This is a genomic window from Intrasporangium calvum DSM 43043 (genome assembly GCF_000184685.1).
Classification (GTDB): Bacteria; Actinomycetota; Actinomycetes; order Actinomycetales; family Dermatophilaceae; genus Intrasporangium; species Intrasporangium calvum.
Genome location: NC_014830.1, coordinates 1,091,094 through 1,111,524, shown reverse-complemented (window position 1 = coordinate 1,111,524; position 20,431 = coordinate 1,091,094). Strand labels below are relative to the sequence as shown.

Annotated in this window: 19 protein-coding genes; 8 read left to right on the top strand and 11 right to left on the bottom strand. The window is 71.6% G+C overall.

Translation table 11 applies throughout. The features are described from left to right. Positions 1 to 23: 23 nt before the first annotated feature. The gene (gene glmS, locus INTCA_RS05045; RefSeq protein ID WP_013491843.1) at positions 24 to 1,883 is read right to left on the bottom strand and encodes a glutamine--fructose-6-phosphate transaminase (isomerizing); all 1,860 of its coding nucleotides are present in this window, start codon (positions 1,881 to 1,883) and stop codon (positions 24 to 26) included. A 110-nt stretch (positions 1,884 to 1,993) separates the two neighbouring features. On the opposite strand from glmS, the gene coaA reads away from it, so the two are divergent. Continuing rightward, positions 1,994 to 2,971, top strand: a complete 978-nt coding sequence (gene coaA / locus INTCA_RS05040) for a type I pantothenate kinase (RefSeq protein ID WP_013491842.1) — start codon at positions 1,994 to 1,996, stop codon at positions 2,969 to 2,971. Positions 2,972 to 3,186: 215 nt separating this feature from the next. Here coaA and INTCA_RS20265 read toward each other — a convergent pair whose 3' ends face one another. The 3 genes from INTCA_RS20265 to INTCA_RS05025 form a co-directional block, all read right to left on the bottom strand. Further along, positions 3,187 to 4,293 (bottom strand): aggregation-promoting factor C-terminal-like domain-containing protein, encoded by a 1,107-nt coding sequence (locus INTCA_RS20265; RefSeq protein WP_244859869.1) that lies wholly within the window; start codon positions 4,291 to 4,293, stop codon positions 3,187 to 3,189. A gap of 295 nt (positions 4,294 to 4,588) precedes the next feature. Beyond that, positions 4,589 to 5,824 carry an RNA 5'-3' helicase PhoH2 gene (phoH2, locus tag INTCA_RS05030; protein ID WP_234424011.1) on the bottom strand — a complete coding sequence of 412 codons (1,236 nt, stop codon included), beginning with the start codon at positions 5,822 to 5,824 and terminating at the stop codon, positions 4,589 to 4,591. Between the two features lie 465 nt (positions 5,825 to 6,289). Continuing rightward, positions 6,290 to 7,051 (bottom strand): isoprenyl transferase, encoded by a 762-nt coding sequence (locus tag INTCA_RS05025; RefSeq protein ID WP_013491839.1) that lies wholly within the window; start codon positions 7,049 to 7,051, stop codon positions 6,290 to 6,292. A gap of 160 nt (positions 7,052 to 7,211) precedes the next feature. Here INTCA_RS05025 and trhA point away from each other — a divergent pair, with 160 nt between their 5' ends. Beyond that, positions 7,212 to 7,907: a PAQR family membrane homeostasis protein TrhA gene (trhA, locus tag INTCA_RS05020; RefSeq protein ID WP_013491838.1), complete on the top strand. Its 696-nt coding sequence runs from the start codon at positions 7,212 to 7,214 to the stop codon at positions 7,905 to 7,907. A 111-nt stretch (positions 7,908 to 8,018) separates the two neighbouring features. Here trhA and INTCA_RS05015 read toward each other — a convergent pair whose 3' ends face one another. Beyond that, positions 8,019 to 8,234, bottom strand: a complete 216-nt coding sequence (locus INTCA_RS05015; protein ID WP_013491837.1) for a hypothetical protein — start codon at positions 8,232 to 8,234, stop codon at positions 8,019 to 8,021. Continuing rightward, entirely contained in the window at positions 8,234 to 9,238 is a 1,005-nt protein-coding gene (gene mca / locus INTCA_RS05010; RefSeq protein ID WP_041307282.1) for a mycothiol conjugate amidase Mca, read from the bottom strand. Before mca ends, INTCA_RS05015 begins: the two co-directional genes overlap by 1 nt. Positions 9,239 to 9,336: 98 nt before the next feature. Between mca and INTCA_RS05005 the strand changes: the two genes are divergently transcribed. Then, the gene (locus tag INTCA_RS05005) at positions 9,337 to 9,705 is read left to right on the top strand and encodes a DUF4307 domain-containing protein (protein WP_013491835.1); all 369 of its coding nucleotides are present in this window, start codon (positions 9,337 to 9,339) and stop codon (positions 9,703 to 9,705) included. 176 nt (positions 9,706 to 9,881) lie between these two features. Continuing rightward, the gene (gene greA, locus INTCA_RS05000; RefSeq protein ID WP_013491834.1) at positions 9,882 to 10,364 is read left to right on the top strand and encodes a transcription elongation factor GreA; all 483 of its coding nucleotides are present in this window, start codon (positions 9,882 to 9,884) and stop codon (positions 10,362 to 10,364) included. 281 nt (positions 10,365 to 10,645) lie between these two features. On the opposite strand, the gene INTCA_RS04995 is transcribed toward greA, so the two are convergent. Together INTCA_RS04995 and INTCA_RS04990 are read right to left on the bottom strand one after the other, a co-directional pair. Continuing rightward, positions 10,646 to 11,998 carry a glutamate mutase L gene (locus tag INTCA_RS04995; protein WP_013491833.1) on the bottom strand — a complete coding sequence of 451 codons (1,353 nt, stop codon included), beginning with the start codon at positions 11,996 to 11,998 and terminating at the stop codon, positions 10,646 to 10,648. 36 nt (positions 11,999 to 12,034) lie between these two features. Continuing rightward, positions 12,035 to 13,213: a cystathionine gamma-synthase gene (locus tag INTCA_RS04990; RefSeq protein ID WP_013491832.1), complete on the bottom strand. Its 1,179-nt coding sequence runs from the start codon at positions 13,211 to 13,213 to the stop codon at positions 12,035 to 12,037. 308 nt (positions 13,214 to 13,521) lie between these two features. Here INTCA_RS04990 and msrA point away from each other — a divergent pair, with 308 nt between their 5' ends. Beyond that, a complete protein-coding gene (gene msrA, locus INTCA_RS04985; RefSeq protein WP_218916288.1) occupies positions 13,522 to 14,199 on the top strand; it encodes a peptide-methionine (S)-S-oxide reductase MsrA in 678 nt (225 codons plus the stop codon). A gap of 45 nt (positions 14,200 to 14,244) precedes the next feature. On the opposite strand, the gene INTCA_RS04980 is transcribed toward msrA, so the two are convergent. Next, complete coding sequence (locus INTCA_RS04980) at positions 14,245 to 14,520, bottom strand: hypothetical protein (RefSeq protein WP_013491830.1); 276 nt, start codon at positions 14,518 to 14,520, stop codon at positions 14,245 to 14,247. Positions 14,521 to 14,601: 81 nt separating this feature from the next. On the opposite strand from INTCA_RS04980, the gene INTCA_RS04975 reads away from it, so the two are divergent. After that, positions 14,602 to 15,486 carry a LysR family transcriptional regulator gene (locus INTCA_RS04975; RefSeq protein WP_013491829.1) on the top strand — a complete coding sequence of 295 codons (885 nt, stop codon included), beginning with the start codon at positions 14,602 to 14,604 and terminating at the stop codon, positions 15,484 to 15,486. A gap of 94 nt (positions 15,487 to 15,580) precedes the next feature. Here the strand turns inward: INTCA_RS04975 and INTCA_RS04970 are convergent, their stop codons facing one another. Beyond that, positions 15,581 to 16,459, bottom strand: a complete 879-nt coding sequence (locus INTCA_RS04970) for a diacylglycerol/lipid kinase family protein (protein ID WP_013491828.1) — start codon at positions 16,457 to 16,459, stop codon at positions 15,581 to 15,583. Continuing rightward, positions 16,456 to 18,195, bottom strand: a complete 1,740-nt coding sequence (locus INTCA_RS04965) for an FAD-binding oxidoreductase (RefSeq protein ID WP_013491827.1) — start codon at positions 18,193 to 18,195, stop codon at positions 16,456 to 16,458. Before INTCA_RS04965 ends, INTCA_RS04970 begins: the two co-directional genes overlap by 4 nt. A 44-nt stretch (positions 18,196 to 18,239) precedes the next feature. On the opposite strand from INTCA_RS04965, the gene INTCA_RS04960 reads away from it, so the two are divergent. Then, positions 18,240 to 18,854 carry a TetR/AcrR family transcriptional regulator gene (locus INTCA_RS04960; protein ID WP_013491826.1) on the top strand — a complete coding sequence of 205 codons (615 nt, stop codon included), beginning with the start codon at positions 18,240 to 18,242 and terminating at the stop codon, positions 18,852 to 18,854. After that, complete coding sequence (locus INTCA_RS04955; RefSeq protein WP_013491825.1) at positions 18,851 to 20,389, top strand: glycerol-3-phosphate dehydrogenase/oxidase; 1,539 nt, start codon at positions 18,851 to 18,853, stop codon at positions 20,387 to 20,389. Before INTCA_RS04960 ends, INTCA_RS04955 begins: the two co-directional genes overlap by 4 nt. Positions 20,390 to 20,431: the final 42 nt, after the last annotated feature.

Below are 20,431 nucleotides of genomic sequence, written 5' to 3'. Positions count from 1 at the left end.
CGCTGCCCTCACGACCGCCACGGTCACTCGACCGTGACGGACTTGGCGAGGTTGCGCGGCTGGTCGACGTCGAGGCCCTTGGCCGTCGACAGCCACAGCGCGAAGACCTGGAGGGGAACGACGGTCAGGAGCGGAGCGAGCAGCTGCGAGGTGGCAGGCACCCGGATGACCTCGTCGGCGAAGGGCACCACCGCCTCGTCACCCTCCTCCGCGATGACCAGGGTGCGCGCCCCGCGGGCCCGGATCTCCTGGATGTTGGAGACCACTTTGCCGTGAAGACCGTGCTCGCTCGAGGGCGACGGGACGATGACGAAGACCGGCTGGCCCGGCTCGATGAGGGCGATGGGACCGTGCTTGAGCTCTCCTGCCGCAAAGCCCTCCGCGTGGATGTACGCGAGCTCCTTGAGCTTGAGCGCGCCCTCCATGGCGACGGGGTAGCCGACGTGCCTGCCGAGGAACAGGACCGACCTGGTGTCGGCCATGAACTTCGCGATCTCCTGGACCCGGCCCATGCGGCCGAGCAGCGTCTCGATCTTCGCCGGGACCTCGGCCAGCTCCTTCATCACCGCCTGGGCATCGTCCGCGTAGGCGCCGCCGCGCAGCTGCGCCAGGTAGAGGCCGAGGATGTAGGAGGCGGTGATCTGGGCCAGGAACGCCTTGGTCGACGCGACCGCGATCTCCGGCCCCGCATGGGTGTAGAGCACGGCGTCGGACTCGCGCGGGATCGTCGACCCGTGCGTGTTGCAGATCGAGATCGTCAGGGCGCCGAGGTCGCGGGCGTGCTTGACCGCCATCAACGTGTCCATCGTCTCGCCCGACTGGCTGATCGACACGACCAGCGTGTGCTCGTCGACGATCGGGTCGCAGTACCGGAACTCGTGGGCGAGCGCGACCTCGACGGGAATGCGGGTCCAGTGCTCGATGGCGTACTTGGCCGTCATGCCCGCGTAGGCGGCCGTCCCGCAGGCGACGACGGTGATGCGGTTGACGTCGCGGAGCTGCTGCTCGGGGATCCGCAGCTCGTCCAGGACGAGGCGACCGTCGGGGTCGGTCCGGCCGAGCAGGGTGTCGCGGACCGCGTGCGGCTGGTCGTTGATCTCCTTCTCCATGAACGTCGCGTAGCCGCCCTTCTCGGCGGCCGCTGCGTCCCAGGTCACCTCGTACGCCTTGCCTTCCGCGGGCGTGCCGTCGAAGTTGATGACGGAGGCCCCGTCCGGGGTGATCGTGACGATCTGGTCCTGCGCCAGCTCGAGGGCGTGTCGGGTGTGACCGATGAAGGCCGCGACATCAGAGCCGAGGTAGTTGGCGTCGTCGCCGAGGCCGACGACGAGCGGGCTGTTGCGGCGGGCGCCGACGACGACGTCCGGCTGGTCCGCGTGGATCGCGAGCAGGGTGAAGGCGCCCTCGAGGTCGGCGACCGTCGCCCGCATCGCCTCGGTCAGGTCGCCGGTGCGCTCGTAGGAGGCAGCCAGCAAGTGGGCGACGACCTCGGTATCGGTCTCGCTCGCGAAGACGACGCCCTCGTCGACGAGGCCCTGCTTGAGCGAGTGGAAGTTCTCGATGATGCCGTTGTGGATGAGGGCGAGCTTGCCGTCGGCGCCCCCTCGGTGCGGGTGGGCGTTCTCGTCCGTCGGGCCGCCGTGCGTCGCCCATCGGGTGTGCCCGATCCCCGTCGAGGACCCGGACAGCGGGTGCGACTCGAGCTCGGCCCTGAGGTTGGCCAGCTTGCCGGACTTCTTGCGGGTCTCCACGTGGTCCCCGTCGATGAGCGCAACCCCGGCGGAGTCGTATCCCCGGTACTCCAGGCGGGCCAGGCCCTCCATGACGACATCGAGCGCCGTGCCGTCCTGGGTCCTGCCGACGTAGCCAACGATTCCGCACATGCGGACCAGCCTAAAGGACCACCCAGCGGCCCGAGCCCACGCCCGGGGTCGCCGTCGGACACAATGGCAGCGTGTCGCAGCCATCCCGCGGAGATGACCTGACGGACGCCGTGGTCATCGAGGACGACGGCCCCAACGGACGGGTCCCCACGACGATCCCCTCGCCCTACGTCGAGCTCGACCGTGCCGCCTGGTCCCGCCTCCGGGAGAACTACCCGCTCAACCTCGACGAGAACGACCTGAGGCGCCTGCGCGGCCTCGGCGACCGGGTCGACCTGCGCGAGGTCGAGGAGGTCTATCTCCCCCTGTCCCGGCTGCTCAACTTCTACGTCGGCGCCACCCGGGAGCTGCACGACGTCACGACGAACTTCCTCGGTGAGCGGCCCGCCAAGACGCCGTTCGTCATCGGCGTGGCCGGCTCCGTGGCGGTGGGCAAGTCCACGACGGCCCGCATCCTGCGCGAGATGCTCGCCAGGTGGCCCGACACGCCGAGGGTCGAGCTCATCACCACCGACGGCTTCCTCTTCCCCAACGCCGAGCTCGAGCGACGGGGGTTGCTCCAGCGCAAGGGGTTCCCCGAGTCCTACAACCGGCGGGCGCTGCTCCGGTTCGTCGCGGAGGTCAAGTCGGGCAGGACGGAGGTGACCGCTCCGGTCTACTCGCACCTGACCTACGACATCGTCCCGGACGAACGGGTCGTCGTGCGCCAGCCGGACGTCCTGATCGTCGAGGGCCTCAACGTGCTCCAGGCCCCCGCGGTCCACCCGGTCCGCGGGACGGGGCTCGCCGTGAGCGACTTCTTCGACTTCTCGCTCTATGTCGACGCCTGGGTCGACGACGTGCGCAAGTGGTACGTCCAGCGGTTCCTGCGCTTGCGTGAGACGGCGTTCTCGAACCCCGACTCCTACTTCCACCGCTACGCCGCGCTCTCCGACGAGGAGGCGGCCCTGACGGCCAACAGCATCTGGCGCGAGATCAACGGGCCCAACCTCGTGCAGAACATCCTGCCGACGCGGTCCCGGGCCACGCTCGTGCTCACCAAGGGCGAGAACCACGAGGTCCGCCGCGTCCGTCTCCGCAAGATCTGACCGAAGAATCCGGCCGCCAGGCCGCATTCCTCGGTTAGAGCCGCGCGCGACGACACCTCGGGCGCGGGCGCTGCACGCGGGCGGTGGACTTGACCCGTCGCGCGGGTAGGGATCCCTGGCACCGAGCTCAGCGGCATACGCCATGGGGGTGGCCGCACGGGTTGTTCGGGGGGACACGGAGGCCCAGGCCGGCCACGGCCGTGAGCCCCCGTGCGTCAGTACCAGTGGGGGGAACGCGAGAGCCAGGTCGACCACGCGTTGCACGGCGAGCCGTAGGCCTGCTCGATGTACCAGATCCCCCACTTCATCTGCGTGATCGGGTTGGTCCGGTAGTCGGCTCCGAAGGTCGCCATCTTGCTCGCCGGCAGCGACTGCGGGATCCCGTAGGCGCCGGAGCTGGAGTTCTCGGCGTTCCAGCGCCAGCCGCTCTCGCCGTTCCACAGGTTGACGAGGCAGTTGAACTGAGCGTCGCTCGTGAAGCCCTCGTCCGCCAGGAGGATCCGGGCGGCGGCCTGCGGGTTCGTCCTCGCGTTGGCGATGACCTGCTCACGCATCCGTTCCCGCTCGGCCGCCTCCGCGGCGAGGCGCCGCTCCTCCGCTCGTCGAGCCGCCTCCGCCTTCTGCTTCGCCTCGAGGGCCGCCGCCGAACGGAGCCCGGTGGCGACGATCGCGGTGCGCCGCTCGTTGCGGGACACCGACGCTGCGGCGCGGTAGGTCAGGTCGACCGTGCTGGTCCGGGCCAGCTCCTCGGTCTGTGCGACGACGTTGTCACCCACGACGAACGCGGCCTCGGACGTGCGCAGGTCGGCGGTGGCGAAGCCGACGGCGCTCGCCCCGAGCCCGAGGGCCAGGGCTCCCACGAGGACCGGGCGGCCGGGTCGGCGAGGCGGGTTGCTGCCCGCCTTCAGGGCCCGTCGGCTGGGGAGGGTCGGGCCGGACGCGGTGCGGCCCGCTCCGCCGCCCGCCCGGGCCCGGCTGGAGACCTGGCCGTAGTACGCCGCGGCTGACGGGGGCGCGACGTGCCGACCAGCCGCCGGAGCCTCGTGCCGACCGGCGACCGGCGCCCCGTGCCGACCGGCGACCGGCGCCCCGTGCCGACCGGCGACCGGCGCCCCGTGCCGACCGGCGACCGGCGCCCCGTGTCGGCCACCCACCGAGGAGCCGAAGGCCTGGTCGGGCACCACGCGCGACAGCACAGCCTGCGGGCCTGCTGTCGTGCGGACGGACGGTCCGGGGGTGACCGGCACCAGGGGCACGGGCTGGGGGACGGGCGGGGCCGCGGTCGCTCTGGTGGCGCGATGGCGGCCTTCGTACCGTGCCATGAAGCGGGGTCACGCCTTCCTGGTCGACTCGACGTCTGGGTCAGGTCTGCCGTGCGACCCGCACGCGGGTCCCCCGTGCACGGAGCAGGACCTGTGAACAACTGAGGGGAGGGTACAGATCCGTGGAGCTGGACGCCCCCAAAGGTGCCAGTCCGGCGCGAGCGAGGCAAGCCCGACCGGGACCACACCGGAAAACCACCGCAGCGAGGTGCGAACCCGGAAAGGCTCCCGCACTCGGACCGGCAACGGGGCCGGCCGAGAGGTGACGCAGATCACATCTGCGGTCGCGTGGCGGTCAGGCGTCCGGACCCTCCAGGAGGTCCGTCACGAGCGCCGCGATCGGGCTGCGCTCGCTTCGGGTCAGCGTCACGTGGGCGAAGAGCGGGTGGCCCTTGAGCTTCTCGATGACGGCCGCCACCCCGTCGTGCCGACCGACCCGCAGGTTGTCCCGTTGGGCCACGTCGTGGGTCAGGACGACCTTGGAGTTCTGGCCGATCCGGGAGAGCACGGTGAGCAGGACGTTCCGCTCGAGCGACTGCGCCTCGTCGACGATGACGAACGCGTCGTGGAGGCTGCGGCCACGAATGTGCGTGAGCGGCAGCACCTCGAGCAGCCCGCGGTCCATGATCTCCTCGACGACCTCGGCCGAGACGAGGGCGCTCAGCGTGTCGAAGACGGCCTGCCCCCACGGGTTCATCTTCTCCTGCTCGGTGCCGGGCAGGTAGCCGAGCTCCTGCCCGCCCACGGCGAAGAGCGGACGGAAGACGAGCACCTTGCGCTGGGCCCGACGCTCCATCACCGACTCGAGGCCGGCGCAGAGGGCCAGCGCGGACTTGCCGGTGCCGGCCCGGCCGCCGAGCGAGACGATGCCGATGTCGGGGTCGAGGAGCAGGTCGAGGGCGATCCGCTGCTCGGCGCTGCGTCCGTGCAGGCCGAAGGCGTCGCGGTCGCCCCGGACGAGCCGAACCTGCTTGTCCGCTCCGACCCGGCCGAGACCGCTGCCCCGGGGCGAGAGCAGCACCAGACCGGTGTGACAGGGCAGCTCAGCGGCCACGGGGTGCTCGATCCGGCCGCGGTCGTAGAGCTGGTCGAGCTCCTCCGCCGTGAGCTCGAGCTCGTCCAGCCCGGTCCAGCCGGAGTCGACGCCCTGCTCGTGCCGGTACTCCTCCGCCTCGAGGCCGCAGGCGGAGGCCTTGACCCGCATGGGCAGGTCCTTGCTGACGACGGTGATGTCGCAGCCGTCGTTGCTGAGGTTCTTCGCGACGGCGAGGATGCGCGTGTCGTTGTCGCCGAGGCGGAAGCCCGCCGGCAGCGCCATGGGATCGGTGTGGTTGAGCTCGACCCGCAGCGTGCCTCCGTCGTCGCCGACCGGGACGGGCTTGTCGAGCCGACCCTCGCTGATCCGCAGGTCGTCGAGCAGCCGCAGTGCCTGGCGCGCGAAGAACCCGAGCTCGGGGTGGTGCCGTTTGCCCTCGAGCTCGGTCACGACGACGACGGGCAGCACGACCTCGTGCTCGGCGAAGCGCAGCATCGCCTTGGGGTCGGACAGCAGGACGGAGGTGTCGAGGACGTAGGTCTTGCGCTCGGGCGCGCTCTTGCGGGCGCGGCGGCGGGCAGGGGCCGGGTCTGACGAGGTCGTGGTGCCGTGGGACACCTGGTGGTCCACCTGGTTCTCGGAGGCCATGCCCACTCCTTGCCGGCGCTCGCCGCGCCTACTCGCTCGCGAGGTCCCGGGGGGCCCGCTGACGGTGGGGCCGCACCCGGCCCTCCGTCCGAAGCGTCTGCTCCATGGATGGGCCTCCTGGGGGCGGGGACGGGTGTCTCCGCTGACTCGACGGTACGTCCCCGTGGTGCCGCCGCCCGTCATTGCCGCGTCGTGTCGCGCAGAGTTCACCGAGGCTTCAGCCGTATGCCGCTGAGCCCGTCCCGCACCCAGCAGCCCTCCCAGCCCTCCCGAGGTCGTCGACTGCCGTGCTCGGGGTGCGACGGCGGCCGGTCAGGTGCCGTGCCGGCGATGGCGCCCGGCGTAGGCGCGAAGGGCGCGGAGGAAGTCGACGTGCCGGAAGTCGGGCCAGTAGGCCTCGCAGAAGTAGAACTCCGAGGTGGCGCTCTGCCAGAGCAGGAACCCGCCGAGGCGCTGCTCGCCCGAGGTGCGGATCACGAGATCGGGATCCGGCTGCCCCTTGGTGTAGAGGTGCTCGGCGATGTCCTCGATCCGCAGCCGCGCGGCGATGTCCTCGATGCTCTCGCCGCGCGCGGAGTGCTCGAGGAGCATGTCCCGGACCGCGTCGGCGATCTCACGGCGACCGCCGTAGGCGACGGCGACGTTGACCGTCATCCCGGAGACCGCCTCGGTGGCGGCCACCGAGCGTTGCAGGCTCTCGGCGGTGTCGGGGGGAAGCAGGTCGACCGCCCCGGCGATCCGCAGGCGCCAGCGACCGGTGGCCGCGAGGTCCGCGACGGCGTTCTCGATGATCTTGAGGAGGGGGGCGAGCTCCGCCTCGGCGCGCTGGAGGTTGTCGGTGGACAGGAGCCAGAGGGTGACGTACTCGACACCGGCCTCCTCGCACCACTGGAGGAGCTCCTCGATCTTGTCCGCGCCGGCCTGGTGCCCATGAGCCGTCCCGGCCCCGCGCGCCCTGGCCCACCGCCGGTTGCCGTCGAGCATGACGGCCACGTGCCGTGGCAGGGACTCACGGGGCAGGTGCTTGAGGACCCGACGCTCGTAGGCCCCGTAGACCAGATCCCGCCAACCCACTGGGCCTCACTCTCGCCTCATCGTGCTCGATCGGGCCCGGACCACGGGGCCGGGACCCCACGTTACTCCGGGTCCCGCAGCCGCCGACGCGGTGTGGCCGGTTGAGGTCCGACGTGGTTACCCTTGCGTAACCTACGGTTGCGTAGGTTATAGTGCTGCCATGGCAGAGGAACCGAACGGACCGGCAGGAGCCGTCGCTGACCTCGTCGCTGCGGTCAAACCTCGGCTGCGGGGCTGGTTGCATCTCGGCATGTTCCCCGTCGCGCTCATCGGCGGGATGATCCTCATCGTCCTCGCGGAGTCCGGTCCCGTGCGCACCTCGGCCGCCGTCTTCACGGTCAGCGCCGCCCTCCTCTTCGGGGTGTCCGCCGTCTACCACCGGGGGACGTGGGGTCCGAAGATGTCGGCCCTGCTCAAGCGGTTCGACCACTCGAACATCTACCTCATCATCGCCGGCACCTACACGCCGTTCGCCGTGACGCTGCTCCCCGACGACGACGCCCGGCTCCTGCTCACCGTGATCTGGGGGGCCGCCATCGCCGGGGTCGTCTTCCGGGTCGCCTGGACGAGCGCACCACGCTGGCTCTACACCGCCCTCTACATCGCGCTGGGCTGGGCGGCCGTCTTCTACGTCGTGCCGTTCTGGCGTTCGGGGGGGCCGCTCGTCGGGTCCCTCATCGCCCTCGGCGGGCTGCTCTACACGGCGGGGGGCATCGTCTACGGCGCCAAGCGACCGAACCCCTCCCCGAGGTGGTTCGGCTTCCACGAGGTCTTCCACGCCTTCACCCTCGGCGGCTTCACGGCCCACTTCGCAGCCGTCGCGTTGGCCATCGCCGCCACACCCGCCATCGCCTGACCGGCATCGCCTGACCACCGCCCGCGACGACCCCGCAGCGGGCGGGAGGGCCGGCAGGCCGGATGACCGTGGGAGCGAGCCCAGCGGCATACGGCCTCGGTCCGTCTGGTCTCAGCCCTGCTCGGGCGGACGGGGACCCTCGCCCCCACCGGGCTGGTCACCGTCGGCCGGCCGTTCGGCCTCGAGTCGCTCGTGCTCGCGGTAGGCCATCCGGCGCAGCCGCGCGTTCATGTTGCGCACGAGGAGCCACAACGCGATCGCCAGGACGAAGAGGGCCAGGAACCCCCACACGCCCGGCCCGATCGGCAGGTTGCCACCTTCACCCATCAGTCCTCGTTTCCTTCCGCCTGCTCGTTGGGGTGCTCGACCCGCTCGGCGGGGTCGAACTTCTCCTCGCCGTCCGGGGCGAGCCGGCCGTCGTAGGTGATCTCGAGGGTGCCCGACGTGGCCGCGGCGTCGGCCTCGGCCGGCGAACCCAGCCCGGCGAACAGGTCGTCCTCGGGCAGGTCGACCGGCACGTAGGACAGTGCCAGCTCGAACTCCTCGACCGGCCAGACCCGCTCCTGCAGCGGCCGCGGCACCTGGAACCAGAACCCGTCGGGGTCGACCTGCGTCGCGTGGGCGAGGAGGGCCCGGTCGCGCACCTCGAAGTAGTCGGAGCACTCGATCCGCGTCGTGACCCGACCTGCGCGCCGTGGCTTCCAGTTCGCCAGCCAGTCGGCGTAGGGGCTCTCCAGGCCGGCCGCGACCATGGTGTCGTGGATCGCGCTGAGGCGCTCCTTCGACCAGCCACCGTTGTAGTAGACCTTGAGCGGCTGCCACGGCTCGCCGGCGTGCGGGTAGCGCGAGGGGTCGCCGGTCGCCTCGAACGCCGACATCGCCACGACGTGGGTCATGATGTGGTCCGGATGTGGGTAGCCGCCCTTCTCGTCGTACGTCGTCATGACGTGCGGGCGCCACTCGCGGATCACGCGCACCAGCGCCTCCGTCGTCACGTCGAGGTCCTCGAGGGCGAAGCACCCGGCCGGCAGCGGCGGCAGCGGGTCCCCCTCCGGCAGTCCGGAGTCGACGAAGCCGAGCCACGTGTGCTCGACCCCGAGCACCTCCTGGGCGGCCTTCATCTCGTTGCGCCGGACCTGGGCGATGTCACGGAGGATCTGCGGGTCGTTCTTGAGCTTCTCGTTGAGGATGTCGCCGCGCTCTCCACCGGTGCAGGACACGACCATGACCGCCGCGCCGGCCGCGACGTACTTGGCCGTCGTCGCGGCCCCCTTGCTCGACTCGTCATCCGGGTGCGCGTGCACCGCCATCAGTCGCAGGCCTTCGGACACCGTCTTACCTGACTCCCTGTTCGTCACGGATGGGGCTCGTCGTATCGTTCTGACCGTCTCGTACCGACGGCCATCCTCTCATCACGCCAGGACACCGCATGCCGCTCCCCCGCCCTGCCCCCGGAACCCTCAAGTGGTGGGTGGTCGGCACCATCGGGGTGAGCCTCGGCGTCGCCCTCGCCGTCTGGTTCGGGCTGTCCGCGACGCTTGGGCTGCCCGCGTGGCAGACGATGGGCTTCAAGGTCGTCGACAACCGGAGCGTCTGGGTCGACTTCGAGGTCCACAGCCCGGGCGGCAAGGACCTCGTGTGCACCGTGCACGCCCTGTCGCGGGACTTCGCCGTCGTGGGGTCGACGGAGGTGCCGATCGAGCTCGGCGGCGCTGACTCCGCTCGCCGGCAGGTGACGGTGCGAACGACCAGCCTGGCCGTCACGGGCGAGGTCGAGACCTGCGACACATCACGCTGACGGCCTTCCGCTGCGCACTTCGGGCGCATTTTGCTATTCTTGGTCATTCACCACGCGTCGTGACCGATCCCCTCACAGAGAGGGTGGCACATCGGTCGGGCTTTTCTGTGGTGAGTCGACCGGACTAGGCGCCCACGCGAGCACCGCGTGGGCGTTGGTACTTACAGGAGTAGAACGTGACCGAGACTGCAGCTGGCTTCCTCACGAAGGAGGCCTATGACCGCCTCAAGGCTGAGCTCGACCAGCTGACGGGGGTAGGTCGCATCGAGATCGCCCGCAAGATCGAGGAAGCGCGCGAGGAGGGTGACCTCAAGGAGAACGGCGGGTACCACGCCGCGCGTGAGGAGCAGGGCAAGATGGAGGCCCGCATCCGGCAGCTCCAGGACCTGCTCCACAACGCCGTGGTCGGTGAGACGCCTCCCGATGACGGTGTCGTCGAGCCGGGCATGGTCGTGACGGTCGAGCTCTTCGGCGAGCAGGAGAAGTTCCTCCTCGGCAGCCGCGAGATCGCCGACGACGACCTGCAGGTCTTCTCCGAGAAGTCCCCGATGGGCGCCGCCGTGAACGGCAAGAGCGTGGGCGACACGACGAGCTACGAGGCCCCGACCGGCAAGACGATCGAGGTCAAGATCCTCGACGCGAAGCCCTACACCGGCTGAGCGCCAGTTCCGCTGGCACGGGTCGGCCCCCTTCGCGGGGGCCGACCCGTTTCTCATGCGCGCTGGCCGTATGCCGCTGGGCTCGCTCCCGCTCGAGCGCCGGCTCCCAGCCCTTCCGAGCTTCCAGATCGGTCGGCCCGCCACAACTTCGCCCCGGCGAACCTCCGGCGCCAGCCCCCGACCCCGGCCCGCCACAACTTCGCCCCGGCGAACCTCCGGCGCCAGCCCCCGACCCCGGCCCGCCACAACTTCGCCCCGGCGAACCTCCCGGCCCGGCTGGTTCAGCTGATCTGGGAAGCGATCACTCGGGCCAGCGCCTGGTCGTGGGTCGCCAACAGGCCGACGGCATGCAGCAGGTAGCCCGTGTCCACCAGCGCCCGCGCGGACCGGGGCACCTTCCATCCGCCGGCATGGTCCCCGAGCACCGCACCGAGGACCAGCCCGCGGCCCGCGTCGTCGGTGTGCCGCAGCACGCCACCGGATCCGATCAGGGTCGTGACGTTCGCGAGCGGCCGCGGGGACTCGGTGGGCTGCGCGGGTCGGGCATGCCGGCGGACGGCGACGAGAGCCGCGAGCCGGGCGAGCTCCAGGTCGAGGCGGCGCTCCACGTCGGTGGACGGAAGGGAGCCGGGGCGCTCGTGGACGTCGGCGGCATACGACCTGAGGGCGTCGGCGTCCCGGACGCCACCGAGCACGTGCTCCGACGCGGCTGCCTCGATGACGTGATCGGCGTTCCAGCGCATCCCCAGGTCACCCTCGACGGTGCGCGCGTGCCAGAGCGGCGCCACGACATCCTTGTGCAGGGTCGCGTCCTCCCCCTCGGGCGTGATGACGGAGTAGACGTCGGTCGTCGCGCCACCGATGTCGACGACGAGGACGTCCCCGCCGGCGCGGACGTCAGCCACCACCTCGACACCCCGGAGCACGGCATCCGGCGTCGCCGCCTCGACCATCCGACCGAAGGCCGCATCTCGCGACAGGCCCTTGCCGCCGATGACGTGCCGCAGGAAGGCCTCGCGGATGGCGCGCCGAGCCGATTCAGGGGCGATGACACCGATCTCCGGCAGGACGTTGTCGGCGTGGATGACGGGCCGTCCCCCGGTCTCGAGCACCGAAGTGGCGTCCGAGCGCGCGTCCCGGTTGCCGGCGAGCACGATCGGCACTGCACGCGTCGCGTGACCACCGATGGCCGCCTTGGCCAGTCGAGCCGCGTTGTGCAGCAGGACATTCGCGTTGCCGCCGTCCGTGCCACCGACGAGCAGGATGATGTCGGGCCGGGCCGCCCGGACGCGCGCCACGTCGGTGGCGGTCAGCGGCCCGTGGGCGACCTGGACGACCTTCGCGCCCGCCGAGAGCCCGACCCGGTGCCCCGCCTCTGCGGTGACGGTCCGCTCGTACCCGACGACGGCGAGCCGCAGTCCGCCACCGGCGCTCGAGCAGGCATGAACCCGGGCGTCACTCGGTGCCGCGAGCAGGTCGCGGAGGACCCGGTAGCCGTCGAGGATGTCGCTCCGCCGGTCGCCCGTCTGGGGACCGGTCGTGGGGGTCGAGGCGGTGCGCAGGACCGTTCCGTCGTCGGCGACGAGGGCACCCTTGGTGAAGGTCGAGCCGAAGTCGACCGTGAGGATCGTCATGCGAGTTCGCTGGTGGGGAACGTCGGCTGGCGCGACTCAGCCGTGGATGTCGAGTGCTTCACGGAGGTCGGCGATGAGGTCGTCCACGTCCTCGATGCCGACCGACAGTCGGATGAGGTCGGCGGGGACCTCGAGCTCCGTGCCGGCGACCGAGGCGTGGGTCATCCGCGCCGGGTGCTCGATGAGGGACTCGACGCCGCCGAGCGACTCCCCGAGCGTCCAGAGCTGGACTGCGGCGCAGGTCTTGACGGCTGCGTCCTCGCCCTTCCTCATCCGGAAGGACACCATGCCGCCGAAGCGCTTCATCTGTCGCGCTGCGACCGCGTGGTTGTGGTGCGACTCGAGGCCGGGGTAGAACACCTGCGCCACGCCGTCGTGACCGGTCAGGAACTCGACGACCCGCTCGGCGTTGTCGCAGTGGCGCTCCATGCGCACCGCGAGAGTCTTCAGCCCGCGCAGCGTGAGCCACGAGTCGAAGGGGCCGGCGACTCCACCGATCGAGTTCTGGTGGAAGGCGATCCGCTCCTCGGCGTCCTCGAGCCCGGCGACGCGGATCTGCGGTGCAGTGACGACCGCGCCCCCGACGACGTCGCTGTGGCCACCGGAGTACTTGGTCGTCGAGTGGGTGACGATGTCGGCGCCGAGGGCGATCGGGTTCTGCAGGTAGGCGGTCGCGAAGGTGTTGTCGACGACGAGCACCGCCCCGGCGTCGTGGGCGACCTCGGCGATCGCCTCGATGTCGGCGATGCCGAGCAGCGGGTTGGTCGGCGTCTCGACCCACACCATCTTGGTGCGGCCCGGCACGATGGCGTCCCGCACGGCGTCGACGTCGCCGATCCTCGCGATCGAGTGGTCGATCCCGTGCGGCTTCGCGACCTTGTTGAAGTAGCGGTAGGTCCCGCCGTAGGCATCGCTCGGCACGACGACGTGGTCGCCGGGCACGAGCAGCGACCGCACGACACAGTCCTGCCCGGCGAGCCCGGACGCGAAGGCGAAGCCGCGGCTGCCGCCTTCGAGCGCAGCGATGCACTCCTCGAGCGCCGTCCGGGTGGGGTTGGCCGACCGGCTGTACTCGTAGCCGCCGCGGAAGCCGCCGATGCCGTCCTGCTTGTACGTCGAGACCTGGTAGATCGGCGGGACGACCGCACCGGTCGAGGCGTCGGCCTCCTGGCCTGCGTGGATGGCGCGCGTCGAGAATCCGTGCTCGTCAGACATGCGGGCCAGCCTAGTGCGCGGCCGGAGGGGCGGGAGGATGCCGTATGCCGCTGGGCCGGCTCCCAGCGGCGCTGCCCTCAGCCCAACCACTAAGTCGCATGTGCACTTCGTGCCGCCCATCCGCGACCCGAACTGCACACTCGACTCCGGGGGAAGACGGGAGCAGCCACGCGCGGAGCCGACCGCTTCGGACGGCACCGAGCCCAGCGGCATACGGCAGGGTGTCTGGGCGTTGGACCAACGAAAGTGGCCACACGCGACGAAGGGACGACACTCAGATGGTGTTCGGATTCGGCAGGAAGACCACGATGCCCGACCGTGAGGATGCCCTCCCCGGGCGGGACCAGCGCCCCTTCTCGGTGGCACCAGCTCACGTCGTCCTCGGCACGCCGTTCGAGGGTCCCTGGCCCGACGGCTCCGCGGTGATGTACGTCGCGATGGGGTGCTTCTGGGGCGTGGAACGGATCTTCTGGCGGCTGCCAGGCGTGGTCAACACCGCGGCCGGCTACATGGGGGGCTACACGCCCAACCCGACCTACGAGGAGACGTGCACCGGCCTGACCGGGCACGCGGAGACCGTGCGAGTCGTCTACGACCCGGCCCAGACGTCGCCGGAGCTGCTGCTCAAGGCGTTCTGGGAGAACCACGACCCGACGACGGCCAACCGTCAGGGCAACGACGTGGGCACGGCCTACCGCTCGGCGATCTACTGGACCACTCCCGGGCAGGAGGAGGCGGCCCGCGCGACGCGCGACGCCTTCCAGCGGGTCCTGCACGAGCACGGCCACGGCGACATCACCACGGAGATCCGCTCAGCCGACGACGCGGGGCCGTTCTACCTGGCCGAGGACTACCACCAGGGCTACCTGCACAAGAACCCCGGCGGCTACTGCAACCACGGACCGAACGGCATGACGTGCCCGGTCGGTCTCGTCCGCCAGGACGAGCTGCCGGCCCAGCAGGACATCGCGCCTCCGGTGCCGTAGTCCTGGCGCCGGCTCGGGGCGCCCACCCAGCAGGCCCGAGTGCGCTCAGCTGGCTCGCGGACGGGGGGCCGTCCGCGCGGGGCGGGCGTGGCTGAAGGCGCGGGCCACGCGGTGCGGCAGGGCCAGCGGGCGGACGGCCGGCTCCGCGGTCGCGGCGAGGTGCTCCGCATCGGCGTGGGAGAGGACGAGCAGCTCGGCAGCCATCCGGTCCAGGTCACGGTCCACGACCGACGACCACGTGGACCCGGCGACGAAGCCGCGACGGCGGCTGGCGGCGAGGGCGCGAAGGGAACCGAGGGACGGGAAGGGTGTCGTGCTCATGTCTCCATCATTCGACCTCGAACGCTTCAGCACAAGCGATGTTTTCTAAACCACTCTTAAGTTTGCCTATAGAGTGGGAGCATGCTCGACACTCATCGCATTAGGGTCTTCCGGTCCGTCATGGCCAGCGGCTCGATCCAGGCCGCCGCGGACAACCTCGGCTACACGCCGTCGGCCATCAGCCAGCAGATCTCGGCCCTGCAGAAGGAGACCGGACTGACCCTCTTCGAGCGGGAGGGTCGGGGGCTGTCCCCCACGGCCGCGGCTCGCTCCCTCGTCGCTCACACCAACGACCTGATGGGGGAGCTCAGCAAGCTCGACAGCGTCGTCACCGACCTGCGCGAGGGGCGCTCGGGCCGGCTGACGATCGGCTACTTCACGTCGGCGGGCGCCGAGTGGATGCCGACGCTCGCCCGCAGGCTCAGCGCGGAGATGCCCGACCTCACCCTCGAGCTCGTCCTCAACGAGATCCCGAGGCGCGGAGGTGCACCGTTCGACCTCAACATCCTCGTCGAGGTGGCCGGAGCACAGGACCCGCACGGCTCGCGGCGGATCCCCCTCGCTGTCGACCCCTACGTCGCCCTGCTCCCCGGCGACCACCCGCTCGCCGACTCGTCCGCGGTCACCCTCGCCGACCTCGAGGGCGACACCTGGATCAGCAACGACCTGCCCCAGGCGATCTGCTCCAAGATCCTCGCGGCCTCCTGCGAGGCGGCCGGCTTCCGACCGCGGTTCGCGGTGCAGGCCCAGGACCACTACACGGCGATCGCCTTCGTCCGGGCCGGCGTCGGTATCACGGTGATTCCCGGGCTCGCCGCTCACCTCCCGACCTCCGACCCCCAGGTCCGCGTCGTGCCCATCGCTCCGCCGCAGCCGATCCGGCACATCGCGGCGGTCGTCCGAGACCCCGCCGGCAACAAGGCGGCCAACCGCGCCGTCGAGCTGCTCCTCGAGCTCATCGGCTGAGTGCCCGGTCGGCAGGTCCAGGCTGAGTCGCGTCGGGGTTCAGGCCTCATGCCGTATGCCGCTGGGCCGGCTCCCCTGGGACGCGCCGTCCGTCTCAGGCCAGGACCCGCAGCGCCCCTGGCTCACAGGTGATCTCGACCGGAAGCACTGCGACCGGGTCGCCGTCCGCGAAGAGCACGAGCGGCTCGTCTGCGTCGATGTGGACGGTGCGAGCGCGACCGGTGCAGACACCGGGACGGGAGAGGTGAGTTCCAGGAAGGGTGTGCAGCAGGATCCGCGCGAAGGCGGCCCGCGACACGTGGGCCACCGTGACCAGGTCGAGGTGCCCGTCGTCGAGCTCCGCGGAGGGGCAGATGCGCACTCCCCCGCCGTACCTGCCGGAGTTGCCGACGGCGACGTTGAGGCCCACGAGACTGCGGCGTTCGCCGTCGACCGTGATGTGGAAGGACCGGGGACGCGTGGCGAGCAGCGCCCGCAACCCACCCCACGCATAGACGAGGGGACCTGCGAGCCACGTCGTCTCGTTGGCGATGGTGTTGGCGACGCTGTCGAAGCCGACGCTCGCCACCCCGACGAAATGACGGTCTCCGACTCGACCGACGTCGACCCGGCGCTGGGTCGCGACCGACAGCGCCTCCGCCGCGGCCCGAGCATCCTGCGGCACCCGGAGGGCGCGGACGAAGTCGTTGCCGCGGCCACCAGGGAGGGGCGCCACGACGGCCCTGCCGCGGACGGCCCCGGCGGCCACTCGCGAGTGGAGTCCGTCCCCGCCCAGTGACACGACGAGGTCTGACGGGCCCGCCCCGGCCGCGACCGACTCGGCGTGGTCACCGCTCTCGGTGATCACCAGCTCCGGCGAACGCCCCTGCGCGACGAGGACGTCATGCACCTGACGCGACGCTCGCAGCGCACGCCCACCCCCGGAGACGGGGCTGACCACGAGGATGGTGCGGTCCGCGGTGGCTCCGTTCATGCTCCCGCCCGTGCGTGCTGCGCTGTCGGCGCGGTCTCCTCGCCGGGCGGGCCGGGCGGCAGGTCCGGGATGAGCTTGCCGGGGTTGAGGATGCCGGCGGGGTCCAGCTGCTCCTTGAGCGCGCGGAGGATGCCGACCCCGAGCGGCCCGATCTCGGCGGCGAGGTGCGCTCGGTGGTCTGTGCCCACCGCGTGATGATGGGTGATGGTGCCCCCGGCGCGGATGATCGTGTCACTGGCCGCCGTCTTCACCGAGCGCCATTGCGCGAGTGGGTCCTCCGCCGCCGCCGTCAGGAAGGTGTAGTAGAGCGAGGCCCCGGCGGCGTAGACGTGCGAGACGTGGCACATGACGACGGCGCGCCGCCCCTCCACCTCGAGCGCACCGCTGATGGCTGCCCGCGCAGCGGTGTGCAGGCGGGGCAGGTTGTCCCACGTCGTCGCCGTCTCGAGGGTGTCGGCGAGGACCCGACGGTCCATCAGCTCGTCGCGAAGGTAGGGCCCCGAGAAGCGCGTCCGCTCCCACGCCCGAGAAACCTGGGCGGGTAGCCGACGTCCGCCACACCGGCTGAGGACGCGGCCCGCTGCGGTCCGGCGGTGCCGGACCTCGCTACGGTCCGTGCCCTCCCAGACGAGCACCAGCAGGGCCGGCGTGGAGGTCCCCCGCAGGTCCGTGTAGCGCAGCAGCCGTTGGCCCATCGCTCCGGCCAACGTCAGGTTGACGCGCGTCTCGTCCTCGTCGGAGAGGCGGCAGACGTCGGGCATCCCGCCGTGGCCGACCGACTGGACCAGGGTGCGCAGGGCCGTCGCGGCCACCGCGAAGGAAGGAAAGAACCAGGCGCCGTGCCGCTTCACGGTCGGCAGCGGCGCCACGCGGACGGTCGCCTCGGTGATGACCCCGAGCGTTCCCTCACTGCCGACGACGACGTCGAGCAGGCGGGGTCCCGCGGCGGAGGCGGGCGCCCGGCCGCCGAGCACGAGCTCGCCCCTGGGGGTGACGACGCGCGCCCCGACGACGAGGTCGTCGACCCTGCCGTAGCCCGTGGACGCCTGTCCGGCGGACCGCGTCGCCACGTAGCCGCCGACGGTCGCCTCCTGGTGGCTCTGGGGATAGTGGCCCAGCGTCAGGCCGTGCGGGTGCAGCGACTGCTCGATCTCGGGCCCCCGGAGCCCCGCCTCCAGCGTCGCCAGCCGGCTCTTGGGGTCGACCTTCACGACGCGGGTGAGCCGGCGCAGGTCCAGGGTGACGACCGCACGCTGACGGCCTGGCCCACTCGCGCCGTCCGAGACCGCACCGACACCGCCGACGACACTCGTCCCCCCACCGAACGGGACCACCGCCACGCCGTGCTCCTCACACACCCGGAGCACCTCGCCCACCTGGGCCGCCGACCCCGGCACGACGACCGCGTCGGGGGCCTGGGAGGCGTCGCCGGTGCGCAGGCGGTAGAGGTCGGGATAGCTCTTGCCGCCGGCGTGCTCGATCCGCCACCTGCGGTCGGTGTGCACGTGCTCCGGTCCCACCGCTCCGGCGAGCGCGGCCAAGGGGGCCTCGCCCAGCCTCGACGGCCGCAGTCGCACCTCATCGATGGGGACGGGCGGCGCGACGTCACTCCGGTCGACGCCGATCCGCGCGGCCAGCTCCGTCCAGGCCTCGTCGCCGAGCGCGGGTCGCTCGGCCGGGTCCCCCCACCCGTGCCACACGGATCGCGGGATGGAGTGCGTGACGAGATCGTTCATGTGAAACACTTTTACATGAATTGTTACATCGGTACAGTGAATCCATGACGAGTCCCGACGACACCCTCCTCGCCGCGGTCCGTGACGAGGTCCTCGACTACGGCGTCCGGAGGGCCACAGCCACCTCCATCGCGCACCGCGCCGGGGTCTCCCGCGTCACCGTGCACCGGCGGGGCGGCACGATCAGGCAGCTGGTCCTCGACGCGCTCGTCGCAGAGTTCACTCGGACGATGGAGGACGGCGCCGCCCGCGTCGCCTCGGAGGCACCGCCGCGGACCGGCCGAGACACCGTCGTCGAGATGGCCGTCGCCCTCGTGGACGCGTTGAGCGAGGCGCCGCTCGTCGGGGCCCTGCTCAAACATGACCCGGACCTGCTGCTCCCCTACCTCGTCGACCGATACGGCCGCAGCCAGCTGCTCGCCCTCGACGCGCTCAGCGCCGCTCTGCGCGCCGGGGTCGCGGACGGGTCGATCGTCGCCCCGGACCCGGACCTCACGGCCCGCGTGTTGCTTCAGGCCCTGACCCCGTTCGTCGTCGGGATGCGCATCCTCACGGGCGACCATGACCGGGCCCACGTCCTGGCCGAGGTGCGCCGGCTCGTGTCGAGCTACCTGGCACCTGCCTCGCACCCAGAGCACGGGCAAGGGGACGGGCGATGACCGCACCGGCGATCGACCGCCGGGCCCGGGCCCGAGCGCTGGAGAGCCTGGCGACGAGCCGCTATGACTGCATCGTCGTCGGCGGCGGAGTGACCGGTGCCGGGGTCGCCCTCGACGCCGCGTCTCGTGGCCTGCGCACCGCACTCATCGAGCGGGTCGACCTCGCCGCGGGGACGAGCCGGTGGAGCAGCAAGCTCGTCCACGGTGGCCTGCGCTACCTCGCCAAGGGCGATGTCGGGATTGCCTGGGAGTCGGCCAGGGAGCGACATGCGCTGATGACGACGATCGCTCCCCACCTCACCCGCGCCGCCGCCAACATCGTGCCGCTCGACGGCTCGACGCCGCCGCCCCTGGGGCTGCTCACCGAGGCCGGCATCCGACTGGCTGACGGCTTGCGCCTGGCCTCCCACACCTCGCGACACCTGCTCCCGAGGCCGTCCCGCATCAGCGCGTCAGAGGCCCTGGTGATGGCGCCCGGCCTTCGCCAGGACGGACTGCGCGGCGGCCTCCTCTTCTGGGACGGCCAGCTCGAGGACGACGCCCGGCTGGGCACGGCGATCGCCCGGACGGCGGTCGCCCACGGAGCCGATGTCGTGACGCGCTGCGCCGCGACAGAGCTCACCGACACCACGGTGACGCTCCGGGACGAGCTCGCCGGCGAGTCCTTCACCGCGCACGGCCACGTGGTCAACGCGACCGGCGTCTGGGCCGGCGAGCACGAGCCGTCCGTGCACATCAAGCCGAGCCGGGGCTCGCACGTCGTCGTCCGCAGCGAAGCGGTCGGTCGCCCGCGGGCCATCTTCACCGCGCCGGTCCCCGGCCACTTCGGCCGCTTCGTGTTCGCGATGCCGCAGTCCGACGGCCTCGTGATCATCGGCCTCACCGACGAGCCGGTCGGGGACGTGGACGGCGTGGCCCCGGAGGTGCCCTGCGCCGACACCCGGTTCCTCCTCGACACGATCAACCAGGTCCTCGAGCAGCCGCTCGCCGAGTCGGACGTCGTCGGGCGCTACGCGGGGCTGCGACCGCTCGTCACCACCGCCGCAGACGGTCCCACCGCCGACGTCTCGCGCAGGCATCTCCTCGTCGACGAGCCCGGGGGGCCGGTCACCATCACCGGGGGCAAGCTGACGACCTACCGGCAGATGGCCGAGGCCACCGTCGATGCCGTATGCCGCCGGGTTCGCTCCCCTGCCAGCTGCCGGACCCGCTCCCTCCCCCTCGTCGGCGCCGCCTCGCGGGAGGTGCTGTCCCGGGTCCCGGCTCCCGAACGCCTCGTCCGGCGCTATGGCACCGAGGCGACCGACGTGGCGGCCCTTGGGCTCGCCCACCCGGAGCTCATGCGTCCGGTCAGTGACTCGTGCCCCACCCTGGGCGTGGAGCTGCTCTTCGGCGTGCTGCACGAGGGTGCCCTCACGGCAGCGGACCTGGTCGAGAGGCGCACCCGGATCTCGTTCGACGCGCAGGCGGTCGACGCCGCGCGCGAGGTCGCGGACCGCGTTCTGGCGCTCGCCGCCGACCTCGCCCGGGCCTGACCCCTCGGCTTCCACCCGGGAGACCTCAGCCCACGGCGGCCA

What these genes read in the sequence shown, in the direction of transcription:
- msrA (WP_218916288.1), top strand. Translation starts at nt 13,522, where the DNA reads ATGCCCGACCGTGAGGATGCCCTCCCCGGGCGGGACCAGCGCCCCTTC.
- glmS (WP_013491843.1), bottom strand. Translation starts at nt 1,883, where the DNA reads ATGTGCGGAATCGTTGGCTACGTCGGCAGGACCCAGGACGGCACGGCG.
- INTCA_RS04970 (WP_013491828.1), bottom strand. Translation starts at nt 16,459, where the DNA reads ATGAACGGAGCCACCGCGGACCGCACCATCCTCGTGGTCAGCCCCGTC.
- INTCA_RS05015 (WP_013491837.1), bottom strand. Translation starts at nt 8,234, where the DNA reads ATGGGTGAAGGTGGCAACCTGCCGATCGGGCCGGGCGTGTGGGGGTTC.
- INTCA_RS04975 (WP_013491829.1), top strand. Translation starts at nt 14,602, where the DNA reads ATGCTCGACACTCATCGCATTAGGGTCTTCCGGTCCGTCATGGCCAGC.
- INTCA_RS05005 (WP_013491835.1), top strand. Translation starts at nt 9,337, where the DNA reads ATGCCGCTCCCCCGCCCTGCCCCCGGAACCCTCAAGTGGTGGGTGGTC.
- trhA (WP_013491838.1), top strand. Translation starts at nt 7,212, where the DNA reads ATGGCAGAGGAACCGAACGGACCGGCAGGAGCCGTCGCTGACCTCGTC.
- INTCA_RS04955 (WP_013491825.1), top strand. Translation starts at nt 18,851, where the DNA reads ATGACCGCACCGGCGATCGACCGCCGGGCCCGGGCCCGAGCGCTGGAG.
- phoH2 (WP_234424011.1), bottom strand. Translation starts at nt 5,824, where the DNA reads ATGCTGCGCTTCGCCGAGCACGAGGTCGTGCTGCCCGTCGTCGTCGTG.
- INTCA_RS04960 (WP_013491826.1), top strand. Translation starts at nt 18,240, where the DNA reads ATGACGAGTCCCGACGACACCCTCCTCGCCGCGGTCCGTGACGAGGTC.
- INTCA_RS04965 (WP_013491827.1), bottom strand. Translation starts at nt 18,195, where the DNA reads ATGAACGATCTCGTCACGCACTCCATCCCGCGATCCGTGTGGCACGGG.
- INTCA_RS04995 (WP_013491833.1), bottom strand. Translation starts at nt 11,998, where the DNA reads ATGACGATCCTCACGGTCGACTTCGGCTCGACCTTCACCAAGGGTGCC.
- INTCA_RS04980 (WP_013491830.1), bottom strand. Translation starts at nt 14,520, where the DNA reads ATGAGCACGACACCCTTCCCGTCCCTCGGTTCCCTTCGCGCCCTCGCC.
- INTCA_RS20265 (WP_244859869.1), bottom strand. Translation starts at nt 4,293, where the DNA reads ATGGCACGGTACGAAGGCCGCCATCGCGCCACCAGAGCGACCGCGGCC.
- INTCA_RS04990 (WP_013491832.1), bottom strand. Translation starts at nt 13,213, where the DNA reads ATGTCTGACGAGCACGGATTCTCGACGCGCGCCATCCACGCAGGCCAG.